Annotated in this window: 21 protein-coding genes and 1 other RNA gene; 5 read left to right on the top strand and 17 right to left on the bottom strand. The window is 37.7% G+C overall.

The window, feature by feature from the left end; translation table 11 throughout:
- Positions 1-295 (top strand): ATP-binding protein (locus T529_RS0109460; protein ID WP_033163366.1); only part of this gene is annotated, 295 nt, incomplete at its 5' end.
- 446 nt (positions 296-741) lie between these two features.
- On the opposite strand, the gene T529_RS0109450 is transcribed toward T529_RS0109460, so the two are convergent.
- The gene (locus T529_RS0109450) at positions 742-1,362 is read right to left on the bottom strand and encodes a lysoplasmalogenase family protein (RefSeq protein WP_033163364.1); all 621 of its coding nucleotides are present in this window, start codon (positions 1,360-1,362) and stop codon (positions 742-744) included.
- A 48-nt stretch (positions 1,363-1,410) separates the two neighbouring features.
- Between T529_RS0109450 and T529_RS0109445 the strand changes: the two genes are divergently transcribed.
- Positions 1,411-2,211: a Cof-type HAD-IIB family hydrolase gene (locus T529_RS0109445; protein ID WP_033163363.1), complete on the top strand. Its 801-nt coding sequence runs from the start codon at positions 1,411-1,413 to the stop codon at positions 2,209-2,211.
- Here T529_RS0109445 and dtd read toward each other — a convergent pair.
- Positions 2,208-2,660 (bottom strand): D-aminoacyl-tRNA deacylase, encoded by a 453-nt coding sequence (dtd, locus tag T529_RS0109440; RefSeq protein ID WP_033163362.1) that lies wholly within the window; start codon positions 2,658-2,660, stop codon positions 2,208-2,210. The two genes, T529_RS0109445 and dtd, sit on opposite strands and share 4 nt — an antisense overlap.
- Positions 2,661-2,710: 50 nt before the next feature.
- Between dtd and T529_RS0109435 the strand changes: the two genes are divergently transcribed.
- On the top strand, positions 2,711-3,988 hold the full coding sequence (locus tag T529_RS0109435; protein WP_033163361.1) for a replication-associated recombination protein A: 1,278 nt from the start codon (positions 2,711-2,713) through the stop codon (positions 3,986-3,988).
- A 58-nt stretch (positions 3,989-4,046) separates the two neighbouring features.
- Here T529_RS0109435 and T529_RS0109430 read toward each other — a convergent pair whose 3' ends face one another.
- From T529_RS0109430 to T529_RS0109365, 15 genes are all read right to left on the bottom strand, one after another.
- Complete coding sequence (locus T529_RS0109430; RefSeq protein ID WP_033163360.1) at positions 4,047-4,397, bottom strand: hypothetical protein; 351 nt, start codon at positions 4,395-4,397, stop codon at positions 4,047-4,049.
- A complete protein-coding gene (gene miaA, locus T529_RS0109425) occupies positions 4,385-5,305 on the bottom strand; it encodes a tRNA (adenosine(37)-N6)-dimethylallyltransferase MiaA (RefSeq protein WP_033163359.1) in 921 nt (306 codons plus the stop codon). The genes T529_RS0109430 and miaA overlap by 13 nt, the downstream gene beginning before the upstream one ends.
- Entirely contained in the window at positions 5,306-7,117 is a 1,812-nt protein-coding gene (gene mutL, locus T529_RS0109420) for a DNA mismatch repair endonuclease MutL (RefSeq protein WP_033163358.1), read from the bottom strand.
- 12 nt (positions 7,118-7,129) lie between these two features.
- On the bottom strand, positions 7,130-9,625 hold the full coding sequence (mutS, locus tag T529_RS0109415; RefSeq protein ID WP_033163357.1) for a DNA mismatch repair protein MutS: 2,496 nt from the start codon (positions 9,623-9,625) through the stop codon (positions 7,130-7,132).
- Between the two features lie 76 nt (positions 9,626-9,701).
- A complete protein-coding gene (locus T529_RS0109410) occupies positions 9,702-11,210 on the bottom strand; it encodes an IMP dehydrogenase (RefSeq protein WP_033163356.1) in 1,509 nt (502 codons plus the stop codon).
- Positions 11,211-11,257: 47 nt separating this feature from the next.
- The gene (locus T529_RS0109405) at positions 11,258-11,599 is read right to left on the bottom strand and encodes a YlbF/YmcA family competence regulator (RefSeq protein ID WP_051646948.1); all 342 of its coding nucleotides are present in this window, start codon (positions 11,597-11,599) and stop codon (positions 11,258-11,260) included.
- The gene (miaB, locus tag T529_RS0109400) at positions 11,592-13,034 is read right to left on the bottom strand and encodes a tRNA (N6-isopentenyl adenosine(37)-C2)-methylthiotransferase MiaB (RefSeq protein WP_033163354.1); all 1,443 of its coding nucleotides are present in this window, start codon (positions 13,032-13,034) and stop codon (positions 11,592-11,594) included. The genes T529_RS0109405 and miaB overlap by 8 nt, the downstream gene beginning before the upstream one ends.
- A 65-nt stretch (positions 13,035-13,099) precedes the next feature.
- Positions 13,100-13,351 (bottom strand): hypothetical protein, encoded by a 252-nt coding sequence (locus tag T529_RS0109395; protein ID WP_033163353.1) that lies wholly within the window; start codon positions 13,349-13,351, stop codon positions 13,100-13,102.
- Between the two features lie 94 nt (positions 13,352-13,445).
- Positions 13,446-14,234, bottom strand: coding sequence for a TIGR00282 family metallophosphoesterase (locus T529_RS0109390; protein WP_033163352.1), 789 nt, complete (start codon positions 14,232-14,234; stop codon positions 13,446-13,448).
- A 39-nt stretch (positions 14,235-14,273) separates the two neighbouring features.
- A complete protein-coding gene (gene rny, locus T529_RS0109385) occupies positions 14,274-15,818 on the bottom strand; it encodes a ribonuclease Y (RefSeq protein ID WP_033163351.1) in 1,545 nt (514 codons plus the stop codon).
- A 122-nt stretch (positions 15,819-15,940) separates the two neighbouring features.
- Positions 15,941-16,984 carry a recombinase RecA gene (recA, locus tag T529_RS0109380; RefSeq protein WP_033163350.1) on the bottom strand — a complete coding sequence of 348 codons (1,044 nt, stop codon included), beginning with the start codon at positions 16,982-16,984 and terminating at the stop codon, positions 15,941-15,943.
- Between the two features lie 38 nt (positions 16,985-17,022).
- Positions 17,023-17,496 (bottom strand): CinA family protein, encoded by a 474-nt coding sequence (locus tag T529_RS0109375; RefSeq protein WP_143065012.1) that lies wholly within the window; start codon positions 17,494-17,496, stop codon positions 17,023-17,025.
- Positions 17,480-18,505, bottom strand: a complete 1,026-nt coding sequence (locus T529_RS0109370) for a helix-turn-helix domain-containing protein (RefSeq protein WP_033163349.1) — start codon at positions 18,503-18,505, stop codon at positions 17,480-17,482. Before T529_RS0109370 ends, T529_RS0109375 begins: the two co-directional genes overlap by 17 nt.
- Before the next feature lie 168 nt (positions 18,506-18,673).
- Positions 18,674-18,977, bottom strand: an RNA gene (gene rnpB, locus T529_RS12875) — RNase P RNA component class B.
- A 14-nt stretch (positions 18,978-18,991) separates the two neighbouring features.
- Positions 18,992-19,312 carry a DivIVA domain-containing protein gene (locus tag T529_RS0109365; RefSeq protein WP_033163348.1) on the bottom strand — a complete coding sequence of 107 codons (321 nt, stop codon included), beginning with the start codon at positions 19,310-19,312 and terminating at the stop codon, positions 18,992-18,994.
- 155 nt (positions 19,313-19,467) lie between these two features.
- Here T529_RS0109365 and recU point away from each other — a divergent pair, with 155 nt between their 5' ends.
- Both recU and T529_RS0109355 read left to right on the top strand, forming a co-directional pair.
- Complete coding sequence (gene recU, locus T529_RS0109360) at positions 19,468-20,073, top strand: Holliday junction resolvase RecU (RefSeq protein WP_033163347.1); 606 nt, start codon at positions 19,468-19,470, stop codon at positions 20,071-20,073.
- A complete protein-coding gene (locus T529_RS0109355; RefSeq protein ID WP_051646947.1) occupies positions 20,054-22,519 on the top strand; it encodes a transglycosylase domain-containing protein in 2,466 nt (821 codons plus the stop codon). Before recU ends, T529_RS0109355 begins: the two co-directional genes overlap by 20 nt.
- Positions 22,520-22,870: the final 351 nt, after the last annotated feature.

Genomic DNA, 22,870 nt, shown 5'->3' with positions numbered 1-22,870 from the left:
ACACAGGCTGCTTATAATCGATGAAATAGGATATCTTAACCTGGACAGCGAGGACGCCAACCTCTTCTTTCAGCTTATTACGCTCAGGTATGAAAAGAAATCCACAGTCATCACTACGAACAAGAGCCTTTCAAAATGGAATGAGATATTTGGCGATCCGGTGATAACCAATGCCATTCTTGACAGGCTTCTGCATCATTCGCATATTGTGAATATCGTTGGATCATCATACCGGACAAAGGATGTTCTAGAGAAGCTTGAGGAATCAAAGAAAAAGGAATATCAAGCCACCTAAATTGGGGAATTTTAAATTACTCATTTTGAGGAAAATAATATTGCCATTATTATCGGATAAAAACGGCCGTATGGTTAAGCATGGTTCTTCTGCACTTAGATGTGTACTGATGCGCTGCGCAGATTCCTTTGCGTTGCATAATCCTGTAGTATATGAATATAAACTGAAGAAAATGAACGAAGGGAAATTCTTTCGTGTAGCACTTTCACATGTCGCGAAAAAACTAATCAGAACGATATATACTCTTGAAAAAAATGACCTGGATTTTGATCAGAGCAAATTGAGATAAACTGTTTTTCGTCACTATAAATTTTTTTGAGGTTCCTCGAACCTCTTTTTGTGCTTCTAAGATAAACAAATCAAAATATACCCTTGACTACTGATAGTAAATCACCTCTCGATATTTATTCTACAAAACACTTAGAGCAAAAGAAAGAGATGCCTGCTTAAGCAAGCATCACACTTAAAGCAATCAACAACATACCTATGTAATAAAGTGTTAAAACAATCGCCCCAATCCATTTAGGTGAAGCTGGCACATAGACATAAGCAAGTTCAAATAGATCACTGACAAAATATAATCCATAACCTAAAGCCAATACATTGAAAAATGGATGATTATAAGTCACAGCCATCACAACAGTCGAAGAAAAGGCTAAGGCTAGAATAAAGGAATAAACAAATACATAAGGACGATCTTCCTCTAAAACAACAATTCCTTTCTCATCAAGAATAGTCAAGATAATCATTGCCACAACTGGTAAAATAAACTGATAAGGCATAAGCTTGAGATATAAACTAAATATCCCAATCATCACAAGATTACCAACAATAAAAGCAATAATGCCATGCTTCATTTTCTCTCTTTTAAAAACCAGCAAGAAATCCCCCAAGGCAAAAAAGGCCATGGCAATTCCAAAAAGATAGCCCAACCCTTTTGTTAAGCAGGCAATAGTGACAAAAGCTATGGAACATAATGTCTTTGTATAAATAAAATAACGACTTTTATGAGTTAACCCCATCAACAGCATCAGCCCAAGATAGATTATATAAATTGGAAAATGCATACATATCCCTCCGTTTCTATGTTACAATGCCTAGCGAGGTGAAAAGAAATGATAAAAATGATTGCTACTGACATGGATGGTACATTCTTAGATAGTAATAAACAATTCGATTATGAATTTATTTCATTGTTCTATCGCATGCAGGAAAAAGATATAAAATTTGTAATTGCGTCTGGTAACCAGTTTCTCAGACTCTTTCATCAATTCATTCCGATGAGTGAAGATATCTATTTTGTCGCTGATAATGGTGCTTATGTAGGCAAAGGGGCAAAGCCACTTTATCTTGATTTAATCGAGCCAGATAAACTACAAGCCTGTCTTGATGTCCTTGCTAAGCATCAAAACCTCATGGTGATCATGAGCGGGCGTAAGCATACCCATGTTTTAAAGAAGGATGAGGCTTATCTTGATGTTGTTAACAAGCATTATCGTAATGTTATTCTCCATGATCAGTTTGATCATATTGATGACGATATTCTCAAGCTTGCCGTTTATGATCCAACAAGTGATATTCATCAATATGAAAATCACTTGAAAAAATTAGTTCCTGATAACATGTCCGTTGTCACAGCTGGCAATGAGTGGGTGGACATTCAGAATCTTGGCACAAATAAGGGCAGTGGTATTCGCTACTTGCAAAAAGAACTTCATATCGAACCAGAAGAATGCATGGCTTTTGGTGATGCCATGAATGATTTCACTTTACTTAAAAGTGTCAAATATGGCATTGCGATGGCAAATGCAGTTGATGAAATCAAACATATTGCCTACAGCCAATGTCCAAGTAATGACCAGCAAGGTGTTCTAAAGATCATACGCCAGGTTCTTGACGGCAAATTCAGATATTAATGAAAAAGCTCATCACTATCTAATAGGATTGTCACTGGACCATCATTCAACAATTCACATTTCATATCAGCACCAAAGATACCTTTTTCAACATGAATACCTGCTTCTTCAAGTCGGCTATTAAAAAGGTCATAAAGGGGTGATGATATTTCAGGTTTGGCAGCTTCGACAAAGCTTGGTCTTCTTCCTTTGCGACTATTCGCATAAAGAGTGAACTGGGAAATGGATAGAATTGCACCTTTGACATCTAATAAAGACAAATTCATCTTTCCCTGATCATCTTCAAATACACGTAGGTGAATGACCTTATCAACCATACGATCAATAATAGCTTCATCATCTTCACCTTTGAATCCTACTAATATCATATATCCTTGATTAATTTGACCATGCACTTGACCTTCAATAGTCACTGATGCATGGCTAACTCTTTGTAATACAATGCGCATAATTCTTCCTCTCTTACAAGGCATTATATCAGTTTTTGGAGGCTTACACAATGCACACAACATTAGCACATAATATGCGTCCGGTTTCCTTGGATGACGTTATTGGCCAAACGCATTTAGTTGGCGAAGGGGCCATTTTAAGACAAATGATCAAAAAGAAACATCCCATGAGCATGATTCTCTATGGTCCTCCTGGTTGTGGAAAAACAACCATTGCCAAAGCATTCGCCCATGATCTTGATGTTCCCTATCGACTCTTTAATGCTTCAACAGGCAACAAAAAAGAAATGGATCAAATCATTGCTGAAGCTAAGCTTAGTGATGGTTTATTCGTGATTATCGATGAGATTCATCGCATGAATAAAGATAAACAAGATCATCTTCTTCCCCATGTTGAAAGCGGACTTTTAACGATTGCCGGCTGTACAACAGCTAATCCTTATCATTCTATTAATCCTGCTATTCGTTCGCGCTGTTCAATATTCAAGGTTGAACCACTCACTAATGATGATATTATTGCTGGATTAAAAAGAGCAGCCCTATCACCTAATGGTCTCAACAACGCTTACCAGTTTGATGAAGAAGCCTATCAGTATATCGCAAAAATATGTGCTGGAGATATCCGCTATGCCTATAACTGCTTAGAACTTGCTACAATCTCAGTAGATGGCAATCATATCAAAGCTAGCGATCTTGCTAAAGTCATACCCCATGCCAACTTACAATATGACAAAGATGAAGATCAATATTATGATACCTTAAGCGGTCTACAAAAAAGTATTCGTGGCAGTGATGTAAATGGTGCCCTCTACTATCTTGCTAAGCTTATAGAAGTAGGCGATCTTGAATCGCTTGAACGTCGTCTGCTTGTTATTGCCTATGAGGAAATTGGCCTCGCCAACCCCAATGCTGCAATGCGCACAGTGATGGCTTTTCAGGCAGCCAAGATTGTCGGCTTTCCTGAAGCACGCATTCCCCTTGCCCAGGTTGTTATTGATTTATGTCTTTCACCAAAGTCAAAATCAAGCGAATATGCCATTGATGCAGCTATGGCAAGCTTGAAGGCACATCACTATAATGCGCCAAAGTATTTACGCCTCTCGCCAGTTGGCCTTAAGGATGAAGAAAAATATGACTATGATTGTCCAGAAATGTGGGAATATCTTCAATATCTTCCTGATGAAATTAAAGATGTCCTCTTCTATCAGCCTGCCCATACTTCTAAATATGAACAAGCCCTTGCTAATAACTATGAAAGACTGTTACGTCATGGTCGCAGCAATTCCATTCCCACAATCAAAGAAGCACTCAAAAAGCATCAGCATTAGACACCTCAAGGGTGTCTTTTTTTGGCAAAGAAAAACTGATATTCAGATGAATATCAGCCTATTTCTTTTTCTTAGGATTCTTTTGTGCTTCTTTGACGACAAAATAGATTTTCCCAAAGCCAAAAACAAGTCCCCCAAGCAACACAACTTCTCCGGCAATAAAGATAAAATGATTATGTACATAATCATCTAGGAAAAATAATGCTGCCGAAAGAATCAAGGCGCAGCCAATAAAGCCAAGCCATTTTCCAACATTTTCTGCATAAGCATAGCGATTACGTAAAGGAATACTTTCGAGATTCTTTTCAGAATAGAATGCTTTAAGATTATGCTTAGTAACTAATTGTCTCGATACATATATTAAGTAAATCCCAACAATAATCATAATGACATTGACTATTTGATCCATACATCCACATCCTTTTCTACATTATTAACAGTTTCAGCAAAGTTCTCAAGATTGACATCATACCAGTTAACCTGCATTTGATTATTAAACCATGTATACTGTCTTTTCGCATACTGGCGACTATGTGTCTTAATCGCTTCAACGACTTCTATTTTACTCTTGTCTCCACGATAATAATCAAACCATTCTTTATAACCAATAGCTTTCATTGATTGCCAATCATCTTGCGCACCACTCTTCATCAAACGATCAACTTCTTCTTCCAGCCCATTTTCCATCATGACATTAACACGCTGATCAATGCGTGAATGGAGTAAAGGTCGAGGTAAGGTTAAGCCAATCAAATAAGCATCATATATCATTTGATGATTCTGGGCTGCTTCGATTGAACTTTTCTTTTGTCCTGTTGTTTCATAGATTTCAATAGCTCTTAAGACACGTCGACGATTATTGGGATGGATATTATGGGTTGCTTCTGGATCAATATCGCGTAAGTGCTGATAAAGGGCCTGATTATCTAAATGGGCATACTTTCTTTCTGTTGCTTCATGATCACTTTCACTCTTTTCAAAATGATAGTCATAAAGCACAGCCTTGATATATAACCCCGTTCCTCCTACAAGAATTGGCATCTTACCTCTTTTGGTGATCTCATGGATTTTCTGGCGTACTGTTTCTTGAAACTCCATGACCGAATAGCTTTCATCAGGATTTTTGACATCTATCAGATGATGGATAACACCTTGCATCTCCTGTCTTGTGACTTTGGCCGTACCAATATCCATCGTCTTATAAATCTGCATAGAATCTCCTGAAATGACTTCACCATCATACTTTTTTGCAAGTTCAATACTGAGTTTTGTCTTGCCAACACCCGTAGGACCTACCACAACTAATACTTTTTCCATTTAATTCACCTTTTTAAATAGCTTTTCTAATTCATAATCACTATAGAATACAAATGTTGGATGAGATTTAATATCTACATAAGGATTATCACAACGCATTAAGTCATCAAGAATCACTTGCATATCAGCTTGTGAAAGATAGGTATTTTCTTTAACACTGGCCGATTCAGCCAGTGATTTAATAGCTTCTTCCATTAATTCAACAACATCTAATTGCTGATTGGAGAGGATTTGTTCGATCATCCGATCAATAAAGGTTGTTGGATCAATTGTATCCATCCACATTGGCAATTCCCTTACATAATAAGTATGTGGTCCCATAGCTTCAAGTTCTATACCAACAGCTTTTAATTCATTTTTATGTTCTTCAAGCCTCATGAATTCTGAAGGCGTATATTCTAAAGTCACCGGTACAGTCAAAGGCTGCATCGTTTTATCAAGATGACGATAAGCATTTTTGTATTTTTCATAATAAATACGCGTTAAGGCTGCATGCTGGTCAACAAGATACATACCACGTTCATTTTCCCCAATAATATAGCTGCCTCTTACCTGTCCTTTCGCATAAATCTTTTCTTTAATAGGATTTTTGGGAAGGTCGTTGAGACTTGTTTTCTTTTCCGTCTGATAATTGGCATGATCATCTGTAATCTTGCTATCTTCTCTTAAGTCAAATGTCATCTGGTCATAGACTGGCTCATCATTAAGTTCGATAACATCTTCTTTTTCAGGTTCTTTAAAGACAAAGCCCGCTTCTTCTTCCTGGACATGATCAGCTTGAAAAGTAAAGGGCTGAGCAGGCTTTTCTTCATGGATGACTTGAATCGTATCTTGAGGCTTTAAGACCTCATTAATGCCTTTGGTGATAATGTCATGAAGTTCCTGTTCTTTAGAAAAACGTACTTCAAGTTTTGCTGGATGGACATTGACATCGACCAAGTATGGATCAACTTCAATATTAATAACCGCAATAGGAAAACGTTTATCAGATAAGTATTGACGATAGACATCATTAATGGCATCAATACTTTTCTTATTCTTAACATAACGATGATTCACGAGTGTGATGATATGATTCTTGGAAGCACGGGTTGTCTCTCTGTTAGAAACATAGCCAGAAATAGAAAATTCCTCATTACCAAATTCAACAGCAATCATATTCTTAGCCACATTCATGCCATAAATCACCGCAATCACTTCCAACAACTGCCCCGAACCATTTGTACGGAAGATTTCACGTCCATTATGGCTTAAGCTAAAGGCAATTTCACTATGCGCAAGCGCAAGGCGTTCAAGATAGGTATAGATGGCTCCAAATTCCGCATTCACACTTTTCATATACTTGAGTCTTGCTGGGACATTCTGAAAAATCTTTTCAACAGTTATCTTTGTCCCTTGTGGACAATCAAGATAGCTTACTTTTGTGCGCTTACCAAATTCATAAATGACCTGGCTGCCTTCATGACCATCATTGGTCTCTAAGGAGAATTTTGCAATGGAAGCAATCGAAGGAATCGCTTCACCCCTAAAGCCTAAAGTCGTGATATTGAAGAGGTCATGATCATCCCGGATTTTACTGGTCGCATGGCGCGAAAAGCACATCAAGGCATCATCATGACTCATCCCAATCCCATCATCAATAATTGTCATGGACTCCATGCCACCTTCAGTGACAAGAACATCAATCTTACTAGCCTTGGCATCAATACTATTCTCAACCAACTCCTTAATAACATTAGCTGGCCTTTCGACTACTTCACCAGCCGCAATTTTATTGGCTGTATCAGCATCTAACTGATGAATTCTATTCATTTAGTCTCCTTTCTACAACATTTTCTTTAATTCAATCAATGTACTTAATGCATCCAAAGGACTTAAGGCCATTGGATCAAGCTGTTTTAAAGCTTTTTCAACTTCACTTTCTTTTTCAACATAAATTGGTTTTGTCGTCGTTAATGTCTTTTCAATATTATTATCTTCTAATGACTGTAAAATCACCTGGGCACGACTAATCACTTCATCAGGCAAATGAGCAAGTTTAGCTACATTAATACCATAGCTCTCAGCCGATGGGCCAGAAGTAATTTTGTATAGGAAGCGAATCGTATCGCCACTCACATCAGCACTCGCATGTACATTACGAATACCTAAATCTTCAGACATATATGTCAGTTCATGATAATGTGTGGAAAAGAGTGTCAAGGCATGCGTATGGTTGGCAATATATTCAATAATTCCTTGGGCTAAGGCCATTCCATCAAATGTTGCTGTCCCACGACCAATTTCATCAAAGATAATAAGTGAATTCTCGGTTGCATAGCGTAAAGCATTATTGGCTTCGAGCATTTCTACCATGAATGTTGACTGTCCGCTAATAAGATCATCACTTGCCCCAATACGGGTAAAGATCTGATCAAAAATAGGTAATGATGCTTCTTTAGCGGGAATGAATGACCCAATCTGACTCATGATAACAGCTAAGCTGACTTGACGCATATAGGTTGATTTCCCACCCATATTAGGTCCAGTAATCAAGAGAATTTCATGATTTTTATCCATCTCACAGCTATTCGCAATATAGTTTTGATGTTTAATGACTTCTTCTACAACAGGATGACGTCCATCAACAATATGGAGCTTATGTTCATCATTGAAATGAGGACGTACATAATTATTCTTGCTTGCAACACTCGCTAAGGTTGTATAGACATCAACATGAGCAACAACTTTAGCCACATCCTGAATTTTATGCACATAGTCTTTAATATAGTTTCTTATCTGTACAAAGATTTCATGTTCAAGGGCAACAATGCGATCCTGGGCAGATAATATTTTGTCTTCCATTTCTTTTAATTCTGGAGTCACAAAACGCTCAGCATTCGTTAAAGACTGCTTACGGGTATAACCAAACTCTTCTTTCACTTGTGGCAAGAAGGACTTTGTAATTTCAATATAATAACCAAAGACACGATTGTAGCCTACTTTTAGACCACGTATTCCTGTGCGTTCACGTTCTTTTTCTTCAAACTTAGCCAGCCAGCTACGCCCATTCTTTTTTATATCACGCAGTTCGTCAAGTTCACTTGAATATCCATCTTTGATGATACCACCTTCATTCAGATGAATTGGTGGATCATTGACAATGGCTTGATCGATGGTATGAGTGATATTGGATAAATCGACAAGCTGATTGGCCAAGGCTGTCAGTTGTGGATGATTAAGAGAAAGTAAATTATTTTTTAAGCTAGGTATGACTTTGAGTGAAGCTGCTATCCATTTAAGGTCTCTTGGATTGACATTGCCAAAAGCTATTCTTGTTGCTAGCTTTTCAAGATCATAAATATCTTTGATCATATCTTTGATTGTTTCACGATCAATGAAATTCTCCACAAAGACTTCCACATTATCAAGACGTTCTTCAATACGTTCTTTATTCAACAATGGCTGTTCAATCCACTGTTTCAATAAACGCCCGCCCATGGCTGAGTTTGTGTGATCCAATAACCACAATAATGAGCCATATTTCTCACCAGCTGCCCCTTGGACAAGTTCTAAGGCCTTCTTGGTATAGCCATCCATTGTGACATATTCATCATCCTTGACTTCAACAACTTCCTGCATATGATCAAGATCACGTTTTTGTGTTTCAATCAAATAATTCAGTAATAATGAAGCAACACGTATTTGTTTTAAATCAGAAATATGCTCAAAGAGTTTTGCATAATGATCTTTGACTTTATAGTCTTTAAATTCCGAAACCATCACATGTTCAATATCATATGCTTCTTCCATTACAATTTCCTTAAAGCCAAGGGCTTCAATGCGTGTCTTGAGTCCATGTTCATTTTTAGGCATATTTAAGACAAAGAATTCACCAGTAGAAAGATCGGCATAGGCTAATGTGTAATTGAATTCAAAAATTCCAAGTGCACCAATAAAGTGATTAGAAATCTCATTCGCATGAAAATCCATTAAGGTTCCTGGGGTTACAACCTGTACTACCCCACGCTTGACTATCCCTTTGGCTTTTTTAGGATCTTCTAACTGTTCAACAATGGCAACTTTATAGCCCTGTTTGACAAGTGTCTCAACATATCCTTCAACGGCATGATGAGGAATGCCACACATTGGTACACGTTCCTTCACACCGGCATTTTTGCCTGTTAAAGCAAGATTAAGAAGCTTGCTGCCTTTAATTGCATCATCAAAAAACATTTCATAAAAATCACCTAAACGATAAAAGACAAATGCATCCTGATAATCCTTCTTTAATTCAAGATATTTCTCCATCATTGGTGAATACTTTTCTTTTTTTGCCATAATTTTCACACTCCGTTTTGATATTATAGCACAATTTCCAACAAGAAAAAAAGGACACTTCGTGTGTCCTTAAGTATTATTGATTCTGATTAGGAGTAGATTCCTTTAATAAGACATCATGTGCGCCACCTTCAACAATGGAAGTTGCTGAAACAAGCGTAATCTTAGCCTTCTTCTGGAGTTCAGGAATAGTAAGAGCTCCACAGTTACACATTGTATGCTTCATTTTAGAAAGAGATAAAGCAACATTGTCCTTTAATGAACCCGCATATGGTACATAAGAGTCAACACCTTCGACAAATGAAAGCTTCTTGTCGCCACCTAAGTCATAACGCTGCCAGTTTCTCGCACGAGCAGAGCCTTCACCCCAGTATTCCTTCATATATGTGCCATTGATCATGATCTTTCTTGTAGGTGATTCATCAAATCTAGAGAAATAACGACCAAGCATCATGAAGTCACTACCCATAGCTAAGGCAAGAGTCATATGATAGTCATAAACAATGCCACCATCACTACAGATTGGAACATAAATACCAGTTTCTTCAAAATACTTATCTCTTTCACGTGCAACATCAATAGTTGCAGTTGCCTGGCCACGACCAATACCCTTTGTTTCACGAGTAATACAGATAGAGCCACCGCCAATACCAATCTTGACGAAGTCAGCACCAGCTTCTGCTAAGAATCTGAAGCCTTCACCATCAACGACATTACCTGCACCAATCTTAACACTATCGCCATAATTGTCTCTTACCCATTTGATTGTCTGACGTTGCCATTCTGTATAACCTTCTGATGAGTCAATACAAAGCACATCAACACCAGCATCAACTAAGGCAGGAATACGTTCTGCATAATCTCTTGTGTTGATACCAGCACCAACCATATATCTCTTCTTGTCATCAAGTAATTCATTTGGATTAGATTTTCTTGATTCATAGTCTTTTCTGAATACGAAATAGAGTAAATTCTGGTTTTCATCAACAATTGGTAATGCATTCAATTTGTGATCCCAGATAATATCATTTGCCTCTTTAAGAGTAACACTCTTAGGTGCAGTGATCAGCTTTTCATATGGTGTCATGAAATCAACAACTTTTGTTTCAGGACGCATTCTGCTGACACGATAGTCACGACCTGTGACAATACCAAGCAGTTTGCCATTTGGCTGACCGCCTTCAGTGACTGCCATTGTGCTATGTCCAGTTGCTTGCTTAAGGGCCAATACATCTGCCAATGTTGATTCAGCAGATAAGTTTGAATCAGAAGTTACAAAGCCAGCCTTATAGTTCTTAACTCTCTTGACCATTGCTGCCTGAGATTCGATGCTCTGTGAGCCATAGATGAATGAGATGCCGCCCTCTTTTGCTAGAGCAACTGCCATCTTGTCATCTGAAACTGCCTGCATGATTGCTGATACCATTGGAATATTTAAGGAAATTGCAGGTTCTTCACCTCTTCTATATTTCACTAAAGGGGTCTTTAATGAAACATTATCGGGAATGCAATCAGGTCCAGTATAACCTGGAACTAAAAGATATTCACTAAAAGTATGTGATGGTTCATCATAAAAATATGCCATTTTCTTCTCTCTCCTATCCTATTTTGACCATAATAAACAATTTATCACTATAAATCAATATCTATAGCTAATCCATTATTAATTATTGCTTCTACTTCCAATAATAAGTCGTTGACTTCTTCTTTTAGATTTAAATAGTTCACCACAAGAGGATGATTAGTGAAAGCTTCATAAGCCTCCTGATACTTCTTATGAATGCTTTCATAGTTCTCATCATTATGTACCTTAGCTTGCAACAGTTCCTGTTGAAGTAATTTGATATGAGCTTCACTTTCTGCAAGTTCTTGATGCTTCTTGATCAATGCCTCATAATGCTGAAAAGCTTTGACAACATCTTCATTTAATAATTCCTGATTTAGCTCTTGAGCTATTTCTTTTGGTTTAGGCAATTTGTTCACCTTCAAGTGTCCATGTCTTTGTATTAGTAATCTTAACTTTGACCATCTTGCCAATATCTTCTTTGTTGCCTTTGAAATTAATGAGCTTGTTATGTTCTGTATAACCAGAAAGGATATCTGGATTACGCTTTGATGGACCATCAACTAACACTGTAGCAATATGTCCTAAATACTTGGCATTAGCCTGATTAGCGTATTTATTGACAACTTCATTTAAGCGATAAAGACGTTGTTGTTTTTCTTCGAGTGGGATGTTGTCTTCCATGGCAGCAGCTGGTGTACCTGCACGAGGTGAATAGACAAAAGTATAAGCAAGATCATATTGACAATGCTCATAGAGTGAGAGTGTATCTTCGAACTGTTCTTCTGTTTCATTTGGGAAACCAACAATGATATCCGTTGTAATAGCCACACCAGGTATCTTTCTCTTCAACATATCAAATAAAGCAAGATACTGCTCACGGGTATATTTTCTTCCCATTGTCTTTAATACTTCACTATTACCGGATTGTACAGGAAGATGAATATAAGGCATGATATTGTCATACTTGGCAATCACATCAGCCATTGCTTCCGTAAAGTCCCAAGGATGGGATGTTGTAAAACGAATTCTAGGAATCCCTGTCTTGGCAACATCTTCTAAAAGGTTCGCAAAAGAATAATCTTCATCAAGATCCAAGCCATAACTATTGACATTCTGTCCTAGTAAAGTGATTTCCTGATAGCCATCAGCTACTAACTGACGAACTTCATCAAGAATTTCTTCCTTTAAACGGGAACGTTCCTTTCCTCTTGTATAAGGGACAATACAATATGTACAGAATTTATTACAGCCATACATGATATTGACCCAGGCCTTTGTCTTGCTGGCACGATGACTTGGAAGATTTTCAATCACATCGCCTTCCTTGCTCCAGACTTCTAGTACCATTTCCTTCTCTAACATCGCACTCTTTAATAATTGTGGTAAACGATGTAAGTTATGCGTACCAAAAATCATATCGACCTGTGGATACTTTGCAAGAATCTTGTTAACAACAACCTCTTCTTGCGTCATGCAGCCGCAAATACCAAAGATGATATTAGGATTTGTTTTCTTGACTGTCTTAAGATAGCCAATCTTACCAAAAACCTTTTCTTCTGCATTCTCTCTTACTGCACATGTATTAAGCAAGACAACATTAGCCTTGTGAATATCATCAGTAGGCTGATAGCCCATCATTTCTAAAATACCAGCTAATGTTTCAGAATCTCTTTCATTAGCCTGACAGCCATATGTCTTAATATGATAAAACTGTCCCTGCCCGATATTGACCATATCAGGGGGAATCTCAAACGCATTCTCAATGTGCTTGATATCTTCTTTACCACGGCTTCTTGCCTCTTTAAGGCTTGGACCGTTAAAATATTTACTATAATCTTTCATTTATATAAACACCCTTTCAGGGAAGCATTATATCAAATAAAATGAAAAAAATAAGGCTTTTTGCCCTATTTTTTAAAGAATGTATCTGGCTGAATTGAGAAATAGAGAACCTTACCAGCTGGAGTAGCTTTAAAGAGGTTCTTTAAATGAGAAGCTGTTGCTTCAGCATCTAATTCTGATTCAACAGAAAATGTTGCTTTAATACCTTTCTTACCTTCAAAATGACATGAAGCAATCTTGTCATCAGTATAACCATCAAAGAAATCAATAAGTTTTTGTACCTGTGCTGTCTGCATTAAAATGGTATGCTTTGCCATAAATTTTCCTCCTTTTATCTTCCTTGCTCATTATAACACATTCCATTTTCTTTTTGTGTAACCTCTTCCATTTATTATCAAATTTTTACTTTCATTACTTAAAAGGATGCTGAGGATCAATTTGAATACGTTCAATATGCGTACATTGATTGGTGCTTTCATCAATTGTCAGCAGTGTTGCCAAGAACTGCCCTTCTCCTTTTGCAAGGGCAAAAGGGGTCATGATGCCTTTAAGATTACGTTCGATAATCGTTTCAGCCTGACAGCCAATAACACTGACATAAGGTCCTGTCATACCAATATCGCTCTGAAAAGCTGTACCTTTTGGAAGAATATGTTCATCAGCTGTTGGAACATGCGTATGGGTACCAACGACTGCTGTCACTCTTCCATCAACAAAATAGCCAAAAGCAGCTTTATCACTTGTTGTTTCTCCATGGAAATCAATAATATGAATATCACTTGTATCTTCTTCTAAGAGCGGTTCAATAACTTCAAAGGGATTTGCACTCTTTGGATCCATAAAAGTGAGCCCCAATAGATTCGTGACACGAATACGCTTATCGCCACAAACGATAACACGACTTCCCACTCCTGGCAGAGCTTTAGGACGGTTAAGGGGAACGATTAAATGACTGGCTTCATCAATATAGTCAAAGATTTCTCTTTTGGAATATGTATGATTGCCCATCGTAAGCAGGGCAATGCCATCATTCAGCAATTCTTCATAATGCTTCTTAATGAGCCCTTTGCCATGTGTCGCATTCTCACCATTTGCAAAGACAACATCAACCTGGTATTTCTCTTTTACTAAAGGTAAGTATGTTGCCACCATCTTTCTACCAATCTCACCAAATATATCACCAATAAATAATATTTTCATAGTTTTCTCCTTTAAAAAAAATCACTCCTGAGGGAGTGATTATTTGGCAATTTCATTCGCACGAATTTCTCTAATAACAGTGACTTTAATATGTCCTGGATAAGTCAATTCGTTTTCAATCTTTTCTTTGACATCTCTTGCAAGCTTATGAGCTTTGAGATCATCAATCTTTTCTGGGTTCACAACCACACGAATTTCACGTCCTGCCTGAATTGCAAAGACTTTATCAACGCCATCAAAGTCCTTCGCAATAGCTTCAAGCTTTTCAAGACGCTGAATATAATTTTCAACAGATTCACTACGACTTCCTGGTCTTGCTGCTGAAAGTGTATCAGCCGCAGCTACCAAGATGGAAATAATAGAATTTGCGGGAACATCACCATGATGGGATTCAATCGCATTAATGACAACAGCATTTTCGCCATACTTCTTCGCAAATTTCGCACCTAATTCAACATGGCTACCTTCCATCTCATGATCAAGTGCTTTACCAATATCATGAAGCAATCCGGCACGCTTTGCAAGCTGTTGATTTAAGCCAAGCTCAGCAGCCATAATACCAGCAAGATGAGCAACTTCTACGGAATGCTGGAGAGCATTCTGACCGTAGGATGTTCTAAATTTCATCTTACCAATTGTCAATAATTCATCTTTCTTGAACTTCGAAAGACCACAGCTAAAGACAGCATCCTCGCCCGCTTTCATCATGATCTCTTCGACTTCTTTCTTTGTCTTTTCAACCACTTCTTCAATGCGTCCTGGCTGAATACGACCATCTTTAATCAGTTTTTCAAGAGACTGTTTGGCAATCTCTCTTCTTACTGGATCAAAGCATGAAATTGTGATGACTTCAGGTGTATCATCAATAATAAGTTCAGTGCCTGTCGCATTTTCGAAAGCTCTGATATTACGACCTTCACGGCCAATAATACGACCTTTCATTTCCTCACTAGGAAGGGCAACAACATTAACTGTTCTTTCAACGGTTTCTTCCTGGGCATAACGATTGATTGCTGTCGCAATAATATCTTTCGCATAGAGAGAAGCTTTCTGATTAGCTTCGTCTTCTTGTTCCTTGATATAAGCAGTAACCTCGTTTTCCATCTGGCGTTCAACCTGCTTGAATAATTCATCATGAGCTTCCTGAGCACTCATGGCAGCAATCTTCTCAAGTTCTTTGACTTTTTCATCAATTTGATTCTTGAGCTGACTTTCTAATTTCCCTAGTTCTGCTTGTTTCTTATCTAATTGTTTAGCACGCTGATCTAAAGAATCTTCTCTACCCTGCAGAGCAATATCTCTACGATCAATATTATGTTCTCTCTCTAAGAGCTTATTCTCAAATTTATCGAGTTCTAGCTTGGAAGCTTTGGCTTCCTTTTCTGCTTCAAGCTTATATTCATAAGCTTGTGTTTTCGCGTCTAGAGTCGCTTCTTTGACAATATTGTCTGCTTTCGCATTCGCGTCTTCAATGATTTTTTGTGCTTCTGTACTAACTTTTGTAATATGCATTTTGTTCAGTACATAATTCAGAATTAATCCTAATACAATTCCAAGAAGAACATAGGCTAGGCTTTCTAACATCTTTCATACCTCCTATGTATTCAATCGATTGTGTTTTCACACAGTTCAATTATACAGTACGATATGCGAAATTTCAATGAAGTAATGTATTCATCTTAAGACAATCATGAAAAAAAGAAGGCTTAGCCTTCTTCAGAATCATTTTCAGTTTGTTCTGGGAAAAGTCTTGCCTTAACTTCTGCTTCAATAGCCTGCATGATTTCAGGATTATTATCAAGAAACGCTTTCGCATTTTCACGCCCCTGGCCAATCTTTTCTCCCTGGTAGGCATACCATGCCCCAGACTTTTCAATGATGTCATAGTTTGTCGCTAAGTCTAGCACTTCACCGTCATGGGCAATGCCTTTACCATAAATAATATCGACCTGGCATGTCTTAAATGGCGGTGCCACCTTGTTTTTAACAACCTTGATATTAGTCTTATTACCAACAACTTCCCCATTTTGTTTGATCTGTTCACTACGTCTGATTTCAATACGTACTGATGAATAGAATCGTAATGCTCTACCACCAGTTGTTGTTTCTGGATTGCCAAAGACAATCCCAATCTTTTCACGTAGCTGGTTGATGAAGATAACTGTACAGTTCGTCTTATTCATAACCCCAGAAAGCTTTCTTAAAGCCTTGGACATCAAACGTGCCTGTAAGCCCATATTCTGGTCACTCATTTCGCCATCTAATTCAACCTGTGGGACAAGGGCTGCAACCGAGTCAATAACAACTAAGTCAATAACTCCACTTCTGACAAGCATTTCAGCAATTTCCAAGGCCTGTTCACCACTATCTGGCTGAGAGAGAATTAAATTATCCGTATCAACACCTAAGTTCTTGGCATAGACTGGATCAATCGCATGTTCAGCATCAATAAAAGCAGCTTTGCCACCCTGTTTCTGACATTCTGCAATCGCATGCAACGTTAATGTTGTTTTACCTGAAGATTCAGGACCATAGATTTCAATAATTCTTCCCTTTGGATATCCACCAATTCCTAATGCGCCATCAAGCTGCAATGACCCTGATGGAATGACATCGACATTCACTGCCGGACGATCTCCCAAACGCATAATGGAACCTTTACCAAACTTCTTCTCGATTTGTTTTAAGGCATCATCCAACTTTGCTTCATTCGCACTATCTGTATTTGTCACTTTTTCTTTTCGTGCCATAAAAACACCTCCTATATATGTATAGTCATAAACAGCTATTATTTCTCACGTATTTTTTCAAGAATTTTCATAGCACCGATACGAACAGCTTGATGCACAATCTCCTCACGTGTTCCATCTAACTGTAATTCATAAGTTTCAATATCATCCAAAAACGCCACACCAATATAAACTAAGCCAACCTTCTTACCTTCCATTGCACTAGGTCCAGCATTACCTGTAAAAGAAATACAGATGTCACTATCAAAGAGTTCTTGACCATTCTTACACATTGCATAAGCAACCTCATGACTGACAACACCATACTGGTCAATAATATCCTGACTGACATGAAGAACATCATGTTTGATTCGTGTCTGATAGCTGACAAGGCTTCCACGATAAATAGCGGAAATGCCTGGCACTAAGCCAATGCTGCTCGCAAAGTGTCCAACTGTAAAACTCTCTGTACTAGACAGAGAGTAATGATGTTCAATTAAATTGTTTCCTAGTTCTTTAATTATTGCTTCCATTGTTAGATGTTGTTGTATTTGATGAGGCATTGTTTTGTGTTGTCGTGTTGTTGTTTGTGATTGCCTGAGATGCATCAATAGAAGCCACTTTTGTGAATCTTACTCTTGTAAGATTAGCATTGTATGTTTCTTCATCTGAGAAAGGTACCTGAACATCGTTGATATAGTATTTCGCACCTTTGCTTGCGCCATTAGAGAAACGCATAGTCTGGACATCGGCACTCTTTAATGTTACAGTTGCACTTTCGCCTGCCTGGTAAACTCTAGCTTCAAAATCAGTATAAACCTTACCATTGACTTGTAATTGTGCCCATGCACGTGTTGTGAATTCAACTTTGAAAGTAAATGTTTCTGCATTAGCGTCAGCAAGAGCAAAGTTATAATTATAATTTGCATTCTTTGAGAAAGTTACTGTAGCTACTTTAGGTGTTTCCTGCTTAGCCTTTGTTTCTTCTTTCTTTTTTGCAGCTTCTTTTTCTTTATCTTTCTTTGTCTTTACATCACCAGTAACATTGTCTGAACTCTTTGTATAGCTCTTTGTTTCTGTTGATTTATGCGTGCTAAATACAGCGACGAAAATCAGTACGGCAATAAGTGCCACAATTAATAATGCAATAACAACTCTAATAACCTTAATATGACTCTTATCTTCATAGACAGAAGCTTTCTTTGTGAAATTAGGCTTTTCAAGCTTCATTTGCTTCTTCGCAACATGCTCTTCGCCTTCTTCTTGCGCTTCTTTAGCTGCCTGGGCAAGCTCTTCCTGCTTAATTTCCTCAGTTAAAGCTAAATAGCTCTTTGTAACTTCATCACGATCTAGATCCAATGCATCACTGATTTTCTTAAGGTACATTCTGACATAAGTCTCATCACCTTCATAGCGATCAAATGCGCCATTTTCAATATCCTTAAGTACAGCTGGTGAAAGCATTGTACGTTTTGATAAATCATCTATACTTAAACCTTTTTCTAATCTCTTTTTTCTTATTTCTTCACCAAGATTATTCATAATTGCCTCCTAGCGTTCAAAATCATTATAATTAAATCACAGTTATTCCCTTTTTTCAACAATAGAAAATAAAACATGATTGAATGCCATGTATATCACACAATTTATCTTAATCAACTTTAAATGGTATAAAAAAACACGATTGTTTCCAATCGTGCAAGAGTCTGCTCTTGTAAGCCGTGTTCTGTTTTTCAACCAATCATTTATCTTAGTTACCTACCAGGCCTTAGTTCAATTCCCTTAGCCTGACTCCCCTACCAAATTTGGGTTTCTATCGTGCGGAGTTTACCCCTTTTCACCATGAGATTTCTCTCAAGCATCGTTTCTGTGGCACTTTAGTACTTACACCATATCTTGCGACTTAGGCTTCAGCTGTCGTTTTTACCCTAGAGTTCTTAGCTCTAGCACACTCACTACTAGCATCGCAGCTAGTGATAGCACGGACTTTCCTCTACTTCTAGCGATCAGTTCTCGCAGACATCTTCTTTAATCTTCGCTTTTGTTGTAAACAGTCTTTTCAAGTTGGGAAAGACGACGCAATAAATCAACATTGCTAGAAAGATCACTTTGAGCAACACGCTCATGGCTTCTTTCAAGTTCATTAATGCGTTTCTTTAAAGACTGATTTTCACGCTGCAATCTTTCAATTTGTTCATAGGATTCATTCAGCATGGCTGCAAAATTTGTATAATCAGCGCTGACCTGATCCAAGAAATGATCGACTTCTTCAGCATGATAACCTTTGAAATCTACCTGAAATTGTTTATTCAAAATCTTCTTTGGACTTAAAACAATCTTGTTCTCCATACTTATCACTCCCAAATTTCATTTTACAAAAAATCCTCAAAAATGCAAGAATTAATATACTTATCTTAACCTAATCTTATCACATATTGTTCTATGACCTTTTTGTGGTGTTTACATTATTTTATGATATAATGATGAGGAAATGGAAGGAAACTATGGTACATTATCCAAATAAAAAGAAAGATCTCACAAGCTTTACACCTCATGAACAAAAGCGTTATACGGGGATGCGAGGGATGAATCTTGAAGAAGATATCACAATGAGTAATAAATATTACTTAGAAAGAGATATCGCTGTGATCTACAAGAAGCCAACGCCAGTACAGATTGTGAAAGTAGACTATCCCAAAAGGTCAGCTGCAAAAATTACAGAAGCCTATTTCCGTAAGCCGTCAACAACGGATTACAATGGTCTCTATAAAGGGTATTATATTGACTTTGAAGCAAAAGAAACAAAGACATTACGCTTTCCTTTTGCCAATATCTGGGACCATCAAATCAATCACCTCGATGCCATTAAGCGTCATGGTGGTATTGCTTTTATAATAATTGCTTTTACAACACTTAATGAAGTCTATTTACTTGATGCTTCTTATATGATAGAAAAGTATCGTAGTGATGGTGTGCGGCATATTGACTATGATTATATTAAGGAAAAAGGACATCTTGTTCACCAAGGCTATGCTCCCCGACTTGATTATCTAAGTGTCATTGACCGCTATTATCTTAAGGAGGAAAAAAATGAAAATCCTAAAAAATAAATCCAATAAATTCTCCCGCCAGAAAATCATCAAGATTGTGATTTCGCTCGTTTGCGTAGCGCTGATTGGCGGAGGATGTTATATGGGCTTCTCGGTCTTTCAGCAGATCAAAGACTTTGACATCAAGAACTTAACAGCAACAAGCACTTCAAGAATTCTTGATGCCAATGGCAAAGTCATTTACAAATTTGGTACAGCAACAGGAGAATATGTAAAATATGATGATCTTCCTGAAGTCTTAATCGATGCTGTTGTTTCTGCTGAAGACTCACGATACTTTATTCATGACGGGTTTGATATTCCACGTATCATCAAAGCCTTCTTAACGAATATCACCCACCGCGGTACGATTGCTGGTGGTTCAACAATTACCCAGCAGCTCATCAAGAAGACTTACTATCCTGATGAAGAACGTACGATTCAACGTAAGATTGGTGAAGTCATTCTTTCGATCGAAGCAACAAAGCAGACAAGCAAAAAGAAAGTCATGGAACTCTATTTAAATAAGATTTATTTTGGACGTTCCCAGCAGACAATTGGTATTTATTCTGCATCACATTATTATTTCGATAAGAACCCTCAAGATCTTACTTTACCAGAGGCTGCCCTTCTTGCTGGAGCAATTAACTCACCATACTGGTATGACCCATTTACTGATCTTACTAAAGCTACAAATCGTCGTAATACAATTCTTAATCTCATGTACCAGCATGGCTATATCACAAAAGAACAATGTGAAGCAACAAAGAGAGTTCCAATCGCAAATACTCTTAAAAGCAATCCAATTGCTCAAAATCAAGATTATGCTTCTTATGTTGACCGTGTTGTACGTGAAGTCAAAGAAAAGACAAATTATGATCCTACTAAAACAAATATGACCATCTATACTTATATGGATAAAGATATCCAGGAACGTCTAGATGAGATTTCTGAATCAAAAGACTATAACTATATTCGCACTAATGGCACACAGGTTGGTTCTGCTGTTGTTTCAGCAAAAGATGGACGTATCGTCGGCCTGCTTTCCGCAAGGGACTACAAAAATGGCTTAATGGATTATGCATATCGCTCATACCATCAGCCAGGTTCTTCAATCAAACCTATTCTTGACTACGCCCCTGCTTTTGAATATCTCTATTGGTCTACTGGCCATACAGCTGATGACTCTGAGTTCACACAGGGTGGCTGGTCACCTAAGAACTGGGATAAACAGGTACATGGTGATGTCTCACTTGAAGAAGCCCTTGGTAACTCATGGAACCTAGCAGCTATTCATACATTTGCAGCTGTCGAAAAAGGAATTGGTAAAGATCGTCTCCAGACATGGCTAAAAAATCTTGGCTATACAATTAATGACAAGATTAATAAGAATGGCCTGAATACTTCCTGGGCTATTGGTGGATGGGATGATGGTGTCACTCCATTACAGCAGGCTGCTGCCTATGCCACAATCTCCAATGGTGGTACCTATATTGAACCACATGCTGTAGACAAGATTGTGATAAATACAACTGGTGAAACTGTTAATATTGATAAAGATGCACAGGCAAATGCTAAGCAAGTAATGACTGAAGCAACTGCCTTCTTGATTCGTAAAGTCATGACAGATTATGTTAAGAGCGGTGACTATTCTTCATATACAACTGTTGGTGCTCTTGATGACAATATTGGCGCAAAAACAGGTACAACAAATGATGCTAAGGATAAATGGTTCTGTGCTTACAATCCTGATTATGCCTGGGCAACATGGAATGGTGGTACTGAAAAGGGCATTTCTTTAAGTAACACAAATGATGCCAAGAAGATTTCTGAAGACATTGCACGTTTACTTCATCGTCGAGGCGTTAAAAACGAATACAAGACACCTAATACCGTTGTCGAAGAGAAGATGGTTATTGGTTCTTATCCATATAAGTCTCCTTCATCATCAACACCTTCATCAATGGTCAGAAGTGCCTGGTTCGTTAAAGGCCATACACCAAATGAAACAGATACAAAAACATATTCATTAGAAGATCTTACTTCATTTAGTGCTTCAATTAGTTCTTCTAAAGAGATTGAAGTCCAGTTTGCTGCATATAGCGGACAATATAAAGTCAATTATGTAGTTACAATTGAACATAATGGTCAAACAGTCGCAACAGAGACACTTGAATCCAATAGCGGTAAATTAAGCTATCAGCCTAGTGAAGCAGGTGTCTACAAGATTACAGGTTATTATAAGGAAAAAGACGGTAGCATGACTTCAAACAAGCTTTCAAGAGAAATCACTATCCAGGAAGAAAAGAAACCTGAAGAAACGCAGCAGACTACCGAGACTCCTGAAAATTCTTCAAATCAACAACAAAATAATGCAAATCAGAATAACAATAACCAGACAACAAATAATCAGCAACAAAATCAAGGTAATCAGAATACAACGACTCAAACACCAGCACAACAATAAAAAGGAACTTCGGTTCCTTTTTTCGTATATTAAAAGGACGGCTAAGCGTCCTTAAGTTTCTTATTTGTTTCTGGCGCTTTAAATAATCGTGGGGTTTGACGAATTTCGCTTTAAGAAATCGTGGGGTCTTAGCTGACAAATTTTAAATTCGCTTTAAAAAACTGTGGGGTCAGTATGCACCTGATGCATATGATTCCACAGTTTTTGTCCGTCCCCGTATTTTTAGATCATTGCTTTATTTCGCTTTTTGTTTTCTGCTGTTCAGTATCCTGTCAACAATATACAGGTCGCTAAAACCTGAATCATATTCGTTATGCAGATTCTGTGAAAACATGATTTTGTTTCTTGCCC

The sequence above is a fragment of the Sharpea azabuensis DSM 18934 genome (genome assembly GCF_000702165.1).
Taxonomy (GTDB): domain Bacteria; phylum Bacillota_I; class Bacilli_A; order Erysipelotrichales; family Coprobacillaceae; genus Sharpea; species Sharpea azabuensis.
Note: the sequence above shows the minus strand (reverse complement) of the source record. Positions and strands in the feature narration are given on the sequence as shown.

Coding starts and splice junctions, on each gene's coding strand:
- T529_RS0109355 (WP_051646947.1), top strand. CDS start 20,054: ATGAAAATCCTAAAAAATAAATCCAATAAATTCTCCCGCCAGAAAATC.
- recA (WP_033163350.1), bottom strand. CDS start 16,984: ATGGCACGAAAAGAAAAAGTGACAAATACAGATAGTGCGAATGAAGCA.
- miaB (WP_033163354.1), bottom strand. CDS start 13,034: ATGAAAGATTATAGTAAATATTTTAACGGTCCAAGCCTTAAAGAGGCA.
- T529_RS0109435 (WP_033163361.1), top strand. CDS start 2,711: ATGCACACAACATTAGCACATAATATGCGTCCGGTTTCCTTGGATGAC.
- T529_RS0109370 (WP_033163349.1), bottom strand. CDS start 18,505: ATGAATAATCTTGGTGAAGAAATAAGAAAAAAGAGATTAGAAAAAGGT.
- mutS (WP_033163357.1), bottom strand. CDS start 9,625: ATGGCAAAAAAAGAAAAGTATTCACCAATGATGGAGAAATATCTTGAA.
- recU (WP_033163347.1), top strand. CDS start 19,468: ATGGTACATTATCCAAATAAAAAGAAAGATCTCACAAGCTTTACACCT.
- T529_RS0109375 (WP_143065012.1), bottom strand. CDS start 17,496: ATGGAAGCAATAATTAAAGAACTAGGAAACAATTTAATTGAACATCAT.
- dtd (WP_033163362.1), bottom strand. CDS start 2,660: ATGCGCATTGTATTACAAAGAGTTAGCCATGCATCAGTGACTATTGAA.
- T529_RS0109365 (WP_033163348.1), bottom strand. CDS start 19,312: ATGGAGAACAAGATTGTTTTAAGTCCAAAGAAGATTTTGAATAAACAA.
- T529_RS0109410 (WP_033163356.1), bottom strand. CDS start 11,210: ATGGCATATTTTTATGATGAACCATCACATACTTTTAGTGAATATCTT.
- T529_RS0109445 (WP_033163363.1), top strand. CDS start 1,411: ATGATAAAAATGATTGCTACTGACATGGATGGTACATTCTTAGATAGT.
- T529_RS0109395 (WP_033163353.1), bottom strand. CDS start 13,351: ATGGCAAAGCATACCATTTTAATGCAGACAGCACAGGTACAAAAACTT.
- T529_RS0109430 (WP_033163360.1), bottom strand. CDS start 4,397: ATGGATCAAATAGTCAATGTCATTATGATTATTGTTGGGATTTACTTA.
- T529_RS0109450 (WP_033163364.1), bottom strand. CDS start 1,362: ATGCATTTTCCAATTTATATAATCTATCTTGGGCTGATGCTGTTGATG.
- rny (WP_033163351.1), bottom strand. CDS start 15,818: ATGTTAGAAAGCCTAGCCTATGTTCTTCTTGGAATTGTATTAGGATTA.
- miaA (WP_033163359.1), bottom strand. CDS start 5,305: ATGGAAAAAGTATTAGTTGTGGTAGGTCCTACGGGTGTTGGCAAGACA.
- T529_RS0109390 (WP_033163352.1), bottom strand. CDS start 14,234: ATGAAAATATTATTTATTGGTGATATATTTGGTGAGATTGGTAGAAAG.
- mutL (WP_033163358.1), bottom strand. CDS start 7,117: ATGAATAGAATTCATCAGTTAGATGCTGATACAGCCAATAAAATTGCG.